The 16454-nt window shown below is 37.6% G+C and carries 7 protein-coding genes; 4 read left to right on the top strand and 3 right to left on the bottom strand.

Going from position 1 to position 16454, the window contains the following annotated elements; translation table 11 throughout:
* Positions 1-20: 20 nt before the first annotated feature.
* The 3 genes from BC008_RS20395 to BC008_RS20405 form a co-directional block, all read right to left on the bottom strand.
* Positions 21-2756: a PAS domain S-box protein gene (locus BC008_RS20395; RefSeq protein WP_027843416.1), complete on the bottom strand. Its 2736-nt coding sequence runs from the start codon at positions 2754-2756 to the stop codon at positions 21-23.
* A 622-nt stretch (positions 2757-3378) separates the two neighbouring features.
* The gene (locus tag BC008_RS20400; protein ID WP_027843417.1) at positions 3379-4578 is read right to left on the bottom strand and encodes an AAA family ATPase; all 1200 of its coding nucleotides are present in this window, start codon (positions 4576-4578) and stop codon (positions 3379-3381) included.
* Positions 4579-5394: 816 nt separating this feature from the next.
* Positions 5395-6105, bottom strand: a complete 711-nt coding sequence (locus BC008_RS20405) for an LmeA family phospholipid-binding protein (RefSeq protein ID WP_027843418.1) — start codon at positions 6103-6105, stop codon at positions 5395-5397.
* Between the two features lie 140 nt (positions 6106-6245).
* On the opposite strand from BC008_RS20405, the gene BC008_RS20410 reads away from it, so the two are divergent.
* The 4 genes from BC008_RS20410 (at position 6246) to BC008_RS51440 (ending at position 16377) form a co-directional block, all read left to right on the top strand.
* Positions 6246-6983, top strand: a complete 738-nt coding sequence (locus BC008_RS20410; protein ID WP_027843419.1) for a pseudouridine synthase — start codon at positions 6246-6248, stop codon at positions 6981-6983.
* Positions 6984-7074: 91 nt separating this feature from the next.
* Positions 7075-7875, top strand: a complete 801-nt coding sequence (locus tag BC008_RS20415; protein WP_027843420.1) for a helix-turn-helix domain-containing protein — start codon at positions 7075-7077, stop codon at positions 7873-7875.
* Between the two features lie 439 nt (positions 7876-8314).
* On the top strand, positions 8315-13954 hold the full coding sequence (locus BC008_RS52480) for a HEAT repeat domain-containing protein (RefSeq protein WP_058183797.1): 5640 nt from the start codon (positions 8315-8317) through the stop codon (positions 13952-13954).
* The gene (locus BC008_RS51440; protein WP_058183798.1) at positions 13939-16377 is read left to right on the top strand and encodes a CHAT domain-containing protein; all 2439 of its coding nucleotides are present in this window, start codon (positions 13939-13941) and stop codon (positions 16375-16377) included. The genes BC008_RS52480 and BC008_RS51440 overlap by 16 nt, the downstream gene beginning before the upstream one ends.
* Positions 16378-16454 lie beyond the last annotated feature (77 nt).

Below are 16454 nucleotides of genomic sequence, written 5' to 3' on the forward strand. Positions count from 1 at the left end.
TTACTTGGCTCATCTCAGGTTTATCTTGAATGCAAGCGAAATAAGGAATGAGTTATTGGTATTTCGATAGTGAAGCTAGCACCTGTTCCTAGAGTTGATTCAAACGATAAATTTCCACCATGTTCATCCACAATAATTTGATAACTAATTGACAAACCTAATCCAGTACCTTTACCTACATCTTTGGTGGTGAAAAATGGGTCAAATAGCTTAGCAAAAATTCCTGGTTCGATCCCAGCACCGTTGTCTGTAATATTAACAGAAATCCTGTTTTGATTTATTTTTTTAGTTTGGATGTAAATCTGAGGGCTTGGAAATTCTGGTAAATGATTATAATTATCAGCTATATCTGACTCCAAAGAATCAATAGCATTAATCAAGATATTCATAAATACTTGGTTGAGTTGACCGGGATAACATTCAACTTGAGGAAGGTCACCATAATTTTTGAACACCTTAATTTCTGGGCGATTTGATTTTGCTTTAAGACGATTTTGCAAAATCATTAATGTACTTTCAATACCTTCATGGATATCAACCTGCTTAAATGAAGCCTCATCAAGACGAGAAAAATTACGCAGAGAAATTACAATTTCTCGGATGCGTCGTGTACCTTCTTCCATGGAACGAAATAGTTTTGTCAAATCGTGAATGAGAAAATCAAGTTCGATAGATTCGATTTCTCGTTTAATTTCTTGGGGAGGATTAGGGTATTTTTTTTGATAAAGTTCCAAAAGACCCAATAAATCTCGAGTATATTCTCTTGCATGGGTGAGATTACCATAGATAAAATTAGCAGGATTATTAATCTCATGGGCAACACCTGCAACCATTTGACCCAAGGAAGACATCTTCTCACTTTGGATCAATTGTGCTTGAGCATGTTTTAACTCGTGTAAAGTCTTTTCTAACTCATTTGCTTTGTGATGCAACTGAATTTCTGCTTGTTTGCGACTGATACCGAGAGATATTTCATTTGCAACGAAAGATAACTCATTTAAAACAGATTCTGATAATTCATGGCGGGCGAACATTGCGATGACCCCAACCAATTTGTGGTTAAATATCAGAGGATAGCCTGCAAAAGCAACCATAGATTCTTCTCTTGCCCACTTTTTATCGGTAACTCTTGGGTCAGTTTGTACAGAATTAGTTAAATGTGGCTGGCGTTCTTGAGCAATTAAACCAATTTTGTACTTACCTACAGGTACGCGACCGTGAAACCCATTAATATGGGTATATATCCCGGCACTGGCTTGTAACTCTAAAACATTTTCTTGTGGATTTAGGGTCCAAATCCGAGCAAAAGCAGCATCGAGATATTTAACAACTAGTTCGGTACAATGTTGCAGAATATGCTGTAAATTACCACTTGCTATCAGTGTAGAATTTATAGAAGCACGAAAAACAGAGAGTTGTATTTGTTCTTTAAGAGCTGCTTCTACTTTTTTACGTTCGCTAATATCTACAGATAACCCAGTAACCCCTATAATTTCACCTGCTTGGTTTCGCTGGGGGGAGTAATGACTTTCAAAAAATATTCCATTTACTTTCACAACATCAGTTACTTCTTGTCCTGCAAAAGCTGAATCAATTTGGGCAAGAATTTCAGGAAAATCTTGGTAGAATTCATAGACAGAAACCCCAATGACTTCTCCTGATTTAAGTCCCAAAGCTTGTAAACCTTTACCATCAGAAAAAGTAAAGCGAGCTTCTCGATCTAAAGCAAACAGAATAATTGGAGCATAGGAAATAACAGTTCGCAGTCTTTTTTCACTTTGGCGTAGTTCTAGAGTGCGCTCTTCTACTCTGGCTTCTAATTTCTCATTGAGTTCTTTGAGTTCTGCTTCAGCTTTCTTACGTTTGGTGATTTCAACGATACAACCATCCCAGACAATAGAACCATCTAATTGTAATTCGGGTTTAGACATTCCCCTTAACCACTTCTGTTGACCGGAGATAGTAGTAATTCGCCACTCATATTCCCATTTTTCTAGTGTTAGAGCAGAAGTCAAAATACTTTCTTCTAAACCAGGGAAGTCACTTGGATGGACGCAATTATAGAGCAATTCATAGTTTTGCTGTACTTGTTGCGGCTCAAGTCCATAAATTTCCCGACATCCAGAGGAAATATAAGGAAATGATACACTACCATCGGAATCGAGGCGAAACTGATAGATCATTCCTGGTAAGTTGTCTGTAATTCGGGAAAGACGTGTTTCTACTTGACGAAGTTGTGTAGTGCGTTCTTCTATTTTTGCCTCTAAGGTGTTCTTTAATTTTTTTAAGCTTTCTTCACCTTGTTTGCGTTCAGTTATATCCTCATAAGTACCGAGAATACCAACTATATTACCCTGATAGTCTCGGAGTGGAATTTTATTGGTATCCACCCAAAATTGTTTTCCATCTGCTTGTTGCTGAGTTTCATGAATATGGAGTTGGGGTATTCCTTCCTCCATCACACGTCGATCGCATTCTCGGTACCATTCGGCTTCCTCGCATGTCCAAGGTAAATCGTAATCTGTTTTACCAATAATATTTTCCGGTTCTCCAACACCTGCATCGCGAGCAAAATTGCGGTTGCAACCCAGATAAACACCGTTACAGTCTTTCCAGAATATGGACTGGGGAATATTATCCATTACTAGTTGCAATAATTGTTGCGACTGCGGAAATTCCATCTTTACTTGATGATTGTGTACTTCTAGTTGCTTATGAGGAATAAGTTGACCCAACTTGTTACCTAAATCTGTCATTATCTACATCAAGTTAAGAGCATCTTAAATCTCTAGATGTTACTGTAATTGTTTCAGAAATAACGCAATTTTTGCTGCGTTTTAAAGAGATTTTGGGAGCATAAACAACCTTAAGACTATATATTATTCCATTCAAACACGCGCAGCTACTATGTTTATTCTGAGTTATTTACATCAGTAAACATAATGGTTCTGCAAATTACCCCTCCGTCATCATACCAGGGATACATCTCACTACTTATAGCTAATTAAAAGCTACTTATAGCTAATTAAAAGTAAGTAAGGTATAACTAACCTTCCAGAAAGCAGGTGCAAAGAGATTCCAATTCTGGCTCCTATCTCCCAAATTCTGTTAGCAAAGCAGTGGACTACCGGGCACAATTCTGCTCTCAATTATTTAATTTTTTCATCTACATTAGTAAAAATATACTTGAATGAGAAAGTTTTTGCTCCCTATTTTCTGTTACTTATAGCAATCATATTTGATTAGCAGATAAAGTAAAGACATTGCAGAGGTTAAGCCAAAGCTTCAGGCTCTGCAACGCCTCTACAATATTGATTTTCATGAATCTCATAAATGATTTGGAATTGCTGATTGCTATATTCCCCGTTTAAATAATAATTAAACAAACTTTTGACTGAACTCTTGGAGTAAATCTACTCTTCCTTTACGCAACATTGCTGGGTCTAATCTTTCAGTAGTGTTACAAGTCATCAAAACCACTAATCTTTGTCGCATTTGTATGCCAGAATGATCAATAACACTCTGGTATAGAGTTCCATCAAGTAAACTCAAAATATGCTCTGTTTTATTACTATATTGTGCTACTTCACTAGCGCGATCTTGAGCTAAATTATCTGCTTCGTTGATAATGAGACAAATTCTTTCTAAGTAAGATGGTGGAACAAAGTTGGAAATAGCATCATGATCCAAGATGAAGATAACATAACCCAAAGGTGCAAGGATTTCTTTCGCAACAGCTTGAGTCCAAGCTGTTTTCCCCGTCCCAGGTTTTCCGTGTACCAGAACAGCTAACTGGTTTTGATTAAGAATTGCTTGCTGTACTGAGTCAGTAAAAGTTTGGATATTTGCTCCAAAAGTTTTGATGGGGAATTCACTATGAATTTTTCCCACACGACTTTGGTATCCACTCAGCATCACAGCTAAGTCGTAGGTTGCTTTATTGATTAGTGGCTGTATATCTTTCGCCATTAAGGTATATTGTCTTCGACCTCTGTCATAGGGATCGATTTGGAGCCAAACATCATGTTGAGACCAATAAGCGTACACACTGTTGACAACATCCAAACGCTCCCAACCATTAAATTTTTCTACAGGAAAATAAAAGTCACGTTCTAAATAATATTGGGTAATAACATCCGGACAACCTAGTAAATCTAAAACTCTGAATACAGCAATCTCCTGGAGACGGTTGAGGACATAGTCAATTGGAATACTATTACGGCTTACAAACTGAACTATGGGAGTCTCAGTGCTTAGAATATCTTTGTAACGATAGTCCGGCGATAAAGGTTCTGGTGTAATGTAATTCCAAAATTTTTCAACTTCATAACGCGTATCTTCAGAGAAAATATTTAATAAGTTTGCCCACCAAGCATAATTATTTCTACCTAAGTTTTCTCCAACACGACTTGCTAAATTCAAACTTTTTTGAGTTAACTCTTGCGTGTCTTGATGAAATAATTGCCACAAAAAATCCCAATCAAATTCACGATTAAATGGTCTCCAACCATTAGCAAGTAGGCTAGGTTGATTTTTGTTTCGATAGTCGTCACTTTTACCAAAATAATCAAATCCCATATTTGAATTTATGCAGCAATCAAAAATTAAGGAATCAAGATTTACAGATGATAATCTATTTTCAAATTTAAATGTTACGTATCCGAGTATTTTCTATCAAATTTGAAAAATTACTCGGAAGATATTTATGTATAAAAATTTTGTTATGTGTAATTTGCTATCGTTCAGATATCAATAAATAAGTAAGCCCTTAATATCGTAAAAATCTTATTGTTTCATATTGGAACTGTTAGACAGAGATTTAATTAGATAGAGATTTAAATAGCTAGACAAATAAATTAGTCTAGTTAGCATGCAAATATATTTTTCAAGTAATATTGGTGTCACAACTCTATGAAAATTAGTAAGCAACACCAGAATCTTTTTGTAATGTAGTAATTGGATGGTAAAGTTACTTTAACTTTATAATTAAAGACTTATATTTAAATATTATTGGGATTCAATATTTTTAAGATTCAATATTTTATCCACATATCATGTATTACAATGTAATGCAAAACACTCTAGGTGTCAAGGCACTAAGTTATCTATTGATTAATAGTCAGGGAATTAGTTTTCATATATTTAATCCCCAACTATTTTATTTACATTTCTTGTTACAAAAACGTTCGAGTAATAATTAATATTAAAAACTAATACCAATAATTTGCATTAGCTAACTAAACACAGGAATAGTTAGTAAATTAACAATTTTTAATCTTTTCTTAAACCAGCTACTACCCGGTTTTATTTGTGGTTTTTTTAAGTAATAGTTAAAAATTGTACAACAAAAAATACCTGTTAATATTTTGCTTACGACTAATTTAAGGATTTAATTTAAGGATTAACATTCACTGTCCCCTTACATGCAAGTATTCCTTTACTCAAATTCAAATATTGAATATCTACATCGTCTCCTAAATCAATATATTCTGTATGATTTTTTATTATATTTTCATCAGATTTAGTGATATGGATCGGAGACAATTGTAACTTCTGAGAGCCCAATAAACTTAAGCCAATAACAATATCTACTTGCTCGTAAATACTTTGTTTACATAAATTTCCATTGAGCAATATTTTCCTTTCTTCAATAATGATTTTTTGCCAATTAGTTAACTTGGATTTAGCAATATCTTCTGGTAAAATCTGAGTCATGACATCGTTTAAAGCTGCGGATAATAATGTTGATGGAAGAGAAGCGTTCAGGTCGCTTTCTTCAATTCTCAACTCACCAAACACTCGGACTGTTTCTAGTAGCTGTAGTGGTTGACCTTTGAGTACTGAGCCAATATTAATGCGAATATTTTCTGCTATCAGCTGGACTTCGGTCAGGTGAATACCTTGATACACTGCGTCACTAGCAAGAATTGATACCCAGGGTATGCAACCAGAAAGTATTTCACCATCGTTGGCTTTTATTTCCAGTTCTAATTGGGATATTTGACTTACTTGCGATCGCAGCCACAATTTAAGAGCCGCTGTGAGTACTTTGGTGAATACACGAATTTTTCTGGATTTTTTTTTCTTTGAGGTATTATGTGACATTTGTTTACTCTAGCTTTATAAATGTGAAGTTACGATTTAAATGTACTCGAGCAGAATTTAAATGTAGCGATTATCGCTATCAATAATTCATAAGCAGTATATACACTAATTTTCTAGATATAAAATATACCAGGTATCAGATGGGGGTGAAAATACAGAAAATACTATCACAGTGGGGAGTTGCTTCGCGAAGAAAAGCCGAAGAAATGATTAGGCATTCTCGCGTAAAAGTTAATAATGAGCTAGCACATATAGGACAAAAAATAGACCCACAAATTGACATAATTGAAATTGATAATAATCCAGTATTACCTAAGAATAATCCGGAAAAAGTGTACTTATTGTTACATAAACCTAAAGGTGTTGTAACAACATGTGATGACCCACAGGGAAGACAAACGGTTTTAGATTTATTACCACAAGAACTGAGAAAAGGAAAAGGAATTCATCCTGTTGGTCGTCTAGATGCTGATTCTACAGGAGCATTATTATTAACTAATGATGGCGAACTAACATTTCGACTGACTCATCCTCGTCACAGTGTCCCCAAGACTTATCGAGTAGTAGTAAAAGGATTTCCCCCGGAAGAAGTATTAGAACAATGGCGTCAGGGTGTGCTTTTAGATGGAAGGAGAACTAGACCAGCAAAGGTGCGTCTGCTGAGAAAATTGGCTGCGACTAGTGAACTCGAAATTATTCTCAAGGAAGGAAGAAAACGCCAAATTCGCCTTGTGGCGAAACAAATGGGATACCCAGTAATCAAGCTGCATCGTACCGCTATTGGTCAAATCAAATTAAATACATCAAAAAAAGAGAGTCTATCTCCAGGACAATACCGTTATCTCAAAGACTTTGAAGTTAATTTTTTGTACCAATAATTTGTATCAATAATTTGTGCGAATAATTTGTGCGAATAATCCCCGTATATCCCCATTAATGATTAAGGTATTCCAAGGAGTCAAACCAAAGATGAAGTGGTTTAAAAAGCAGGAAAAACAGCAGTCGAATATATCACTAGAAGAGCAAAGAGCAGAAAGATTAACGGAGATGGGTGCCCAACTACGCACTTGTCGTGAAGAAAAAGGTTTTTCGCTGGATGAAATTGTTGCAATGACAAGGATTTCACGTCGGTTATTGCAAGCAATAGAACAAGCGAATTTAGCGGAGCTTCCAGAACCAATTTATACTCAAGGTTTGATTAGAGAATTTGCTAATGTCCTTGGTTTTAATGGAGCGGAATTTGCTAGTACTTATCCTTTAGGTTCGAGTAAAATTACGATTAATTCACCCTGGGTTGTCAGACCAATTGGACAATTAAGCTCGGTACATCTTTATCTTATTTATATTTTCTTAATTTTATTTTCTATAAGTGGTTTATCTACTTTCTTAAATACTGCATCATTAAGTGCTAATAGTAATGTAAATGATTCGCAGTTGCAATTATCTCAAAATCCAGAAAAATCTCAGATAAATTCTGAAAAAGATTCCTCTGTTGGGAATCAAAAAAATAATCAACCATCCCAAAAACAAGTACAAGTAGGAATCACTTTGAAAGAAGAATCTTGGATTCGGGTGGTAGCGGATGGCAAAGTTAAATATGAAGGTAAATTAGCGAAGGGAAGTAAACGTAATTGGAAAGCAAATAAGGAACTTACAGTTCGTGCTGGGAATGCAGGGGGAGTTTTAGTAAGTGTCAATCAAGAAATGGCGAAAACAATGGGGAGATCGGGCGCGATTGAAGAGGTGAAAGTTGCTACTTCTAGACAGTAATTAGATGATTTATTTGTAATGACGACTATAGCGGTTTCTATTTGAATCAAATACATTTTCATATTCCCACTCTGTAGAGACGTTGCATGTATTCTGTAGAGACGTTGCATGCAACGTCTCTACGGGATTTATCTATTTACAAATCAAATATGATTGCTACAACACCGAGCAAGACCCACTGGGAGCATCTCAATTTTTAAAATTTACCGAGAATATAGCTTGTCATTGCGAATGCAGCGAAGCAGAATGAAGCAATCGCAACATCTAGAATTTGTGATTGCTGAGGACGCGCTCCGCGAACGCTTCATTTCATTACGCTCGCAATGACAAAATTTGAGATGCTCCCAGAAGCACTGGCGTATTTGTGGTAGTGAAAATTCTTTTTACAATAATTTTTACAATAAAAGCAAGTTAATAAAATTATTTATATGTATGATTTATGACTGCATTTTCCTGCCACCGCCCCAAGGTTGCTCCCATTTGGGTTTTCTTGGTTACTTTTTTATTAATTATTTCTTTGTCCTTACCCTCGGTTAGCGCTCAAGAAGAAAAGCCAAAACCGCCGAAAGAATGGGAAATGAAAGGTATAGTAGCAGCGCTAAAAGACCCTTATGCAGTAGTAAGGCTGGAAGCTGCAAATAGATTAGGAACATATAAATTAGACCATCCCAAAAACCAAATTCCCAACTATAAAGAAGTTGAGAATCTATTGCTTGAACAGTTATCACCTCCAGATAAGGAAGATAAAAAAGAAAAGAACTTTTCCCGTAGAGCTGCAGCAACAGCACTGGGGAATATAAAAGCGAAAGAATTTGCACCCCAAATTGCCCTACTCCTTAAAGATTCTGACTCGGATGTGCGTAATTCTGCAGCAACAGCACTGGGGAATATGAAAGCGAAAGAATTTGCACCCCAAATTGCCCTACTCCTTAAAGATTCTGACTCGGATGTGCGTAATTCCGCAGCAACAGCACTGGGGAATATGAAAGCGAAAGAAATTGCACCCCAAATTGCCCTACTCCTTAAAAGTTCTGAGTCTTCTGTGCGTAATTCCGCAGCAACAGCACTGGGGAATATGAAAGCGAAAGAAATTGCACCCCAAATTGCCCTACTCCTTAAAGATTCTGACTCGGACGTGCGTAATTCCGCAGCAACAGCACTGGGGAATATGAAAGCGAAAGAATTTGCACCCCAAATTGCCCTACTCCTTAAAGATTCTCAGTTTTATGTGCGTAATTCCGCAGCAACAGCACTGGGGGAGATGAAAGCGAAAGAATTTGCACCCCAAATTGCCCTACTTCTTAAAGATTCTAAGTCTTCTGTGCGTAATTCCGCAGCAACAGCACTGGGGGAGATGAAAGCGAAAGAAATTGCACCCCAAATTACCCTACTCCTTAAAGATTCTGAGTCTTCTGTGCGTTATTTCGCAGCAACAATACTGGGGAATATGAAAGCGAAAGAAATTGCACCCCAAATTGCCCTACTCCTTAAAAGTTCTGAGTCTTCTGTGCGTTATTCCGCAGCAAGAGCACTGGGGGAGATGAAAGCGAAAGAATTTGCACCCCAAATTGCCCTACTCCTTAAAGATTCTCAGTCTTCTGTGCGTTATTTCGCAGCAACAGCACTGGTGCAGATGAAAGCGAAAAAATTTGCACCCCAAATTGCCCTACTCCTTAAAGATTCTGAGTCTTCTGCGCGTAATTCTGCAGCAACAGCACTGGGGAATATGAAAGCGAAAGAATTTGCGCCCCAAATTGCCCTACTCCTTAAAGATTCTGAGTCTTCTGTGCGTAATTCCGCAGCAACAGCACTGGGGAATATGAAAGCGAAAGAATTTGCACCCCAAATTGCCCTACTCCTTAAAGATTCTCAGTTTTATGTGCGTAATTCCGCAGCAACAGCACTGGTGCAGATGAAAGCGAAAGAATTTGCACCCCAAATTGCCCTACTTCTTAAAGATTCTAAGTCTTCTGTGCGTAATTCCGCAGCAACAGCACTGGGGGAGATGAAAGCGAAAGAAATTGCACCCCAAATTACCCTACTCCTTAAAGATTCTGACTCTTTTGTGCGTGATTTCGCAGCAAGAGCACTACCAAAGTTAGAAAAACAAGGTTTATCGGTCACTGTGCAAATTCTGAATGCAGTGCATTATTATCCTTCAGAAATTAATCGATTGAGATTTTTAGCCCATTTTATCGGTGGTGGAGAGCAAGATGTAGAAACTCTAATGAAATGGATTGGTAAACCCAAAGTTAAAACTACACCAAATGATTTAACTGTTGCTCAAGGCAGGAAAATCATGAAATTATTTGAACGAAGTTGGAAACTGTGTGATTCCCTACCAGACTTACAACGGGAATTAGCACGACAGATTGCTAGGGTTTCCAAAAAAGTTTCTTGGGAAGCATGGGACATCAATTTACTTCAACGTCACCATAAAAACCTTAAAGATGGCAGATCTCACTATGCTGACACTGTGCATAGTGTTATTAATGATCTGGAATTTTGGAAATGGTTTTTTATTGCCAGAAATATTATCCTGATTCACCTTGCGATTTGGCTTACCCTGATTCTTCTTTACCCCAAATTTACTCCAGTTCTTGCACCTTTGTTATGGAATCCTTGGCTGAGACGAATTCTTGGTTTTGGTTATATTGGCTTACTGCTAACTTTGGTTCCCTGGTTCCGTGAAAGATTGTTACAACCATTTAAACCTTTGCTGTTAGCAGATGCACGATTAGATAATTTCGTTGAGCAAGGTTATTTTGGAGAATCTTATGTGAAGGTTCCACCGGGTAGTGTTCAAATTTTAAATTCAAGTCGGGATTTACGCAGGAATAAGAGATTTAGAGTTATTGGGAGCATGGGAAGTAATCACAGGGTCGAAATCTTAGGGGGATTGCTTTACTACGCTGGCGCTCCGTTCGCAATGACGAGTAGGTTTTTGAATCGCAAGGTCCATATGCTAAGGGGATTGCTTCACTACACTGGCGCTCCACTAGCCCGCAGCAAGCTGAACGCAATGACAGTAAATAACTATTCCCCAAAATATATTACGTCAAAAGTTCAACCAATTACTCAAGCAATCCCAAGTCTTCAAGGACAAATTGTCTTAGAAGGTGAATCTGGCTTGGGTAAATCAATGTTTCTGCGCCATTTAGCGAATAATTCCCAGCGTATTCTTGTTTATCTCCCCGCTCAAAAGTGTGATAAAGGGGTAATCAAGGCAATTTCTGCCAAATTAAAAGAACAAGTAAATGATTTCAAGTTCCTAAAAAACCTGATTTACAATGGAGCCTTAGATATCTGCATCGACGGACTCAACGAAGTTACAGCAGACACTCGAGCAAAAATTTCCCAGTTTGCAGAAAGCTATTTCCGGGGCAATATAATTATGACAACCCAGCCCCTAGACTGGATACCGCCTTCCACTGCGAAGAAATACGAATTGCAGCCTTTAGAACGCGAACAGATTGAGCAATTTTTGCTGTTGCGTGGTGAGACGATTGGGGATTGGAGACTGGGGACTGGAGAAGACAAAGGAGTTAACGCATCATTTACACAATATGACCAAGCTTGTTCAAACTATCTTGCGGAAGCTTTCAACGAACAACAATCCCCAGAAGATTTAGCAGCAACCAAGCGAATTCTTTCTAACCCAATGGATTTAACTTTGGTTGCCCTGATGCTATCACAAGGACAGCAACCAAATTTATTCCGCCTGCAAGAACAACAATATCAACTGATGGCGGCTGAATATCAGCGAGAATATCAGCGGGAATTTCCTTTAAAAAGGTTTTCTGAAGCTGTTTATCAAATGCGATTGTATGACGAAACCATTATACCCAGCAAGGAATTTGGTTCGGAATTAGTATGCTTGGGAAATGAAAAATATAAGATGGTTATCAGTCGTCAGTGGGAGAGTGACAAAGGGGAACCAGAGAAAACCTGGTATTTTCGCCACGATAAAATTATGGAATTCTTCTTGGTACAAAACTTTCGCGGTGCAGATAAAGCAGTTCAAGAACGGATTCAAAAACACATTAGTGACCCTAGGTTTCGCGGCGTTTATTTATTATTAGCTAATTTACTTCCTTTAGATTATGCAGTTGAACTGCGAGAAAGAATTATCGATTATGCTGCTAACAGCAAAGACCATACATTAAGCGATAAGTTTGTTCAGTTATTACAGTTGCGCTTACCCCTAAAATGGACGCAAGGTGCAAAAGTAAAGTCATTATTACAACAACACGAACAAAAAACCCAGTATTTAGATTTAGTAGCAAAATTTTTAGAACAGGTCGATGCGACGGTCAAACGGGAGCAAAAACTATACCTGACCATTGAAAATATCGAAAGCAGTTTGAGGAATTATGCGCCTTTCCCGGTTGCGATCGCGATCGATACCCCAACAGATGAAGATATTAGTCATTTGGTAAAACTTTCCCAACAATTGAAAGCAGAATCGACAGCAGAAACAGAAATAACAACAGAGCGATCGCCCAAAGCTGGCTTACTAATCTACAAAATTCCTCCAGATCCTGCAGCCAGAATGGAAATTGCTAAGGTGCGGTTGCGGGATAATTTTCTCTTAATTCCCATTCCCATCACATCAGTGGAAAAAGCCTTAAGCGATAAAGACAATTGTATTGGCTTGCTGGATGAGTATATTGATCGATATCTCCAACATGCTGACTTCTTTGATGATCGCAATGCCATTACTGACACATTATCATTTTTCGGTCGTACAGAAATCTTACAACGCTTAGGAGAAGAACTACTAAGACATCAAGCATTAGGGCTTTTTGGATTGCGTAAATCAGGTAAAACCTCAGTTTTGATCCAATTGGGTTTTATGTTGCGGGAATATCCAATCATACATATTGATTTGCAAAGCTATGGCGGTTCTCGTTACGCTGTGGATTTATTTAACAAGATTATTGATGGTTTATCTAGCTTAGAAAGTGAAACTCCCTTTCCCCAATTTGCACCATTTCCTCGAGAGCAACCTGCTGCTGAGTTAACAACTGAATTTATTCAACGGGTGAATGAATATGTCAGTGTGATCCAAAACCAAACAAAATATCACAACCAAAAGAAATATAAACTACCCATCCCGTGCTTTTTAGACGAAGTAGAAAGAATTATTCCCACACCAGAACATGATCGCGAAAAAGCTGAAGAATTCAATGCTTTTTTTGGAGCGTTGCGAGTATTATGTCAAGAAAAGAAAATTTCATTACTGGTTGCTGACGTACATCCCGATTGCAATCGGATTAATTCCTGGACGCAAGCAGGAGTTGCAACAAACCCAGTTTTTAGCTTCTTCAAAGAAATATTTTTACCACCTTTCTCAGAGGAAGAAACCCAAGAGATGTTGGTAAATCTTGGTAAATTAATGGGTTTAGAGTTTGATGCAGCTACACCCCAACAAATCCATTACCAAAGTGGCGGACATCCCTTCGTTTCTCGTCAAATTGCCCGTTTTCTCACAAATAAAATTAAAGATCAATACAGTTCAGTTAAGAATTCTTTTGAAACAAATAACGCTGTAGAGACGTTGCATGCAACGTCTCTACCAAGAAATTCAGGTTTATCTGAACCATATTTGATTAAAAATAAGCAGGACTTACCTCATCAAAACAATAACATGCTCATTGAGTGGGGAATGGTAGAAAAATATTTAAAGAAAACCTTAACCCAAAGAGGTCAGTTAAAAAATTATCTAGAAAAAAGTATTTGGGAAGATTTAGAGAAACGCAACTTTCAAGTTGCTATTGCTGTGCTGCAATGCATCGCCTGTAACGAAGATTCACATCGGAAAATAACACAAACAGCCTTATTTAACCAACTAAAAAGCCAATTTACAACCAACCGGTTATTAAATGCTTGCAATTGGCTGATAAGTGTTGGATTGTTATATGAGGAGGAAGTTGAAGAACTAAAAGTGGAAGATTCAGAAATTCAAACCCAAGAAGCTCAAAGTAACGAACTTTACCATATCCGAATTCCTCTCTTATCAAGGTGGATCTACATGCAGATGACAGAAGAGGAAATTGAGCAATGTACGATTCCGTAGGAGAACGTCCTTTTGACAATTACCGCACCCCCATAACAGAACCCTCCTACTTCTTTGGACGTAGTGAATTAATTCATACCATGCTCAAATTCCCCTTTCAGGTGCGGATACTCTTAGGTGGAAGACGTTTGGGTAAAACCAGCGCCTTACGTGCTGTCGAATGGAACTTGCTCGATCCTAATAATAATCCCGATCGCAATCCCAATTCTAAATATTTTCGTCGTGCTTTCCCGGTATTAATCGATCTCAAGCTAGAACAACCTAAAGACTTAGATAATCTACGTTATATCCTGATCGCCAGACTCCGAGAAGCAATGGAACGCTGGCGAGAAATTCCTGTAACATACATTAACCAAATGTACCCCGAGTTTCTCAATCAAGTTAAGGGTGCTGAAGTTACTTTGAATTTCCTCTCAAGTTTAGGTATTAATTGTAACAGTAATAATTCCGATACCGAAAAACGGTTAAACAACGATAACTTTCGACTCGCTTTCTTAAAAACAAAAGAAGAACTACGAAAACAAAAAGAATTAAACTTTCAAGGCGTCTGCTTCCTGATTGATGGTGCTGAATTCATTGTCCGTCAAACTTGGGCTACTGATGCTTGGTCTTATCTACGGGGTTTGAAAGATACCGACATCGCCATCAAATCAGCTTTAGGTTTGTTACTTTCCGGTTACCGAGACTTAAAAGAATATCAGCAACGCGTCGGTTCGCCATTATTGAATATAGCAGAAATTGAATGGTTAACCACATTAAGTGAAGAAGATACCAGAAAATTGGTATGTGACCGCATTTCGCACATGTTGCAGACTTATGACACCGAAAAAGAAAAAATTTTTTTGAGTGAAGACGCGATCGCACAAATTATCGAATGGTCTGGATGTCATCCCTACTTGATCCAACAATTGCTCAACATGATTTTTGACTCCAACCAGCAATTTGAGCTTGAGCAGCAATGCTTAGATACTCATCTCATCAACAAATTATTACAGCATCACGATAAAGATTTCTCTTCCTGGTGGAACACCGAACACCTCTCTGGTTGCTTTAGTGAAGACGAACGCAAAATTTACTGTACCTTAATCGAACAACGCCAAGCGACCCCCAAGGATTTAGCAAAAAATACAAGTTTCAGCCGATTTAAAGTATCAGAAGCATTAGAAGTAATGGCTGGTACCGGTGTAATTCACCTACTAGATGATGAATCTTACATATTAGGTTCTCGTCTATTTCAAGAATGGGTAAAAGATTTAACTTCTAATACTTTAAGTCCTAATACATCTGAGTCAGACTCTGAAAAGCAATCGCAACAAGTTTTATTAGATAAACAATTATGTAAACAAAATCAAATTCAAAATCAAACTCAAATTAATTACCAGGATTTTCAAATCATAGTTGATAAAAATCATTATATTCGTGCTTCCTCAGAACAAGGGGAAGTTAAAAACCAATTATTATTAGATATCAATAAAATAAAACTGACATTAAAACTAGTCGAACTCAATCAGACAGATACAGAACTGCTCAAAGCACTAGGTCACGAGCTTTACCAAGCACTCTTTCCCGATAAAATTAACGCTCGATTCCACGCTACATTAGCAAGCGCACAAACAAAAAAAGAAAGCGTCCGCTTACGTCTAATATTTGAATCGCCCGAATTAGCTTCTCTACCTTGGGAATTCCTCTACGACGAAGATACCAACACTTTTTTAGGAAACAACACCGAAACCGTTCTTTCTCGTTATATCGATCTTCCCTTAAGAAAAAGCGATCTAAAAGCCGTTAGTTTACCTCTGAAAGTCCTATTAGTCATTTCCACCCCCACTGACTTAGCCACATTAGACGTTGCTGGAGAAGAAAAACTAATTCAAGAAGCCTTAAAAACACACATAGAAACAAAAAACATTGAGTTAGATATCTTACAAACAGCAACGAGACGAGAAATCCAGCAAAAGCTAAATGAGAAGCATTACGATGTGTTTCACTTTATCGGTCATGGTGAATTTGAGAATAACAAAGGTTACATCATTCTTGTAGATGAAGCAAGAAAAGCGAAATATATGGATGATGAAAACTTCGCTAACTTCTTTTTAGGTAGTCATAATGTGGGATTAGTTATTCTAAATTCCTGTCAAGGAGCAAAAGTAGCTTCAAATCAAGCGATGAGGGGTACAGCACCAAACCTAGTGCGTCGGGGAATACCCGCAGTAATAGCAATGCAGTATTCTATTTTCGACAACACAGCAAAACTTTTTGCAGACGAATTTTATCGTACTTTAGCACTAGGTTATCCCATAGATGCAGCAATCCAGAAAACTCGGAATGCAATTTCTATGGAATGTGGACTCAATACACGGGACTTTGCAACACCAGTGCTGTACATGCGAGCCAAAGACGGAATTATTTTAAGTGGATTATGATTAAATACGGTTGGTAGAGACGTTGCAGAGGCTAACGCCGACGCCGCAGGCTCTGCAACGTCTCTACACGCCCAAAA

The organism is Mastigocoleus testarum BC008 (assembly GCF_001456025.1).
In the GTDB taxonomy this organism is placed as follows: Bacteria; Cyanobacteriota; Cyanobacteriia; order Cyanobacteriales; family Nostocaceae; genus Mastigocoleus; species Mastigocoleus testarum.

Coding starts and splice junctions, on each gene's coding strand:
- BC008_RS20395 (WP_027843416.1), bottom strand. CDS start 2,756: ATGACAGATTTAGGTAACAAGTTGGGTCAACTTATTCCTCATAAGCAA.
- BC008_RS20400 (WP_027843417.1), bottom strand. CDS start 4,578: ATGGGATTTGATTATTTTGGTAAAAGTGACGACTATCGAAACAAAAAT.
- BC008_RS20405 (WP_027843418.1), bottom strand. CDS start 6,105: ATGTCACATAATACCTCAAAGAAAAAAAAATCCAGAAAAATTCGTGTA.
- BC008_RS20410 (WP_027843419.1), top strand. CDS start 6,246: ATGGGGGTGAAAATACAGAAAATACTATCACAGTGGGGAGTTGCTTCG.
- BC008_RS20415 (WP_027843420.1), top strand. CDS start 7,075: ATGAAGTGGTTTAAAAAGCAGGAAAAACAGCAGTCGAATATATCACTA.
- BC008_RS52480 (WP_058183797.1), top strand. CDS start 8,315: ATGACTGCATTTTCCTGCCACCGCCCCAAGGTTGCTCCCATTTGGGTT.
- BC008_RS51440 (WP_058183798.1), top strand. CDS start 13,939: ATGTACGATTCCGTAGGAGAACGTCCTTTTGACAATTACCGCACCCCC.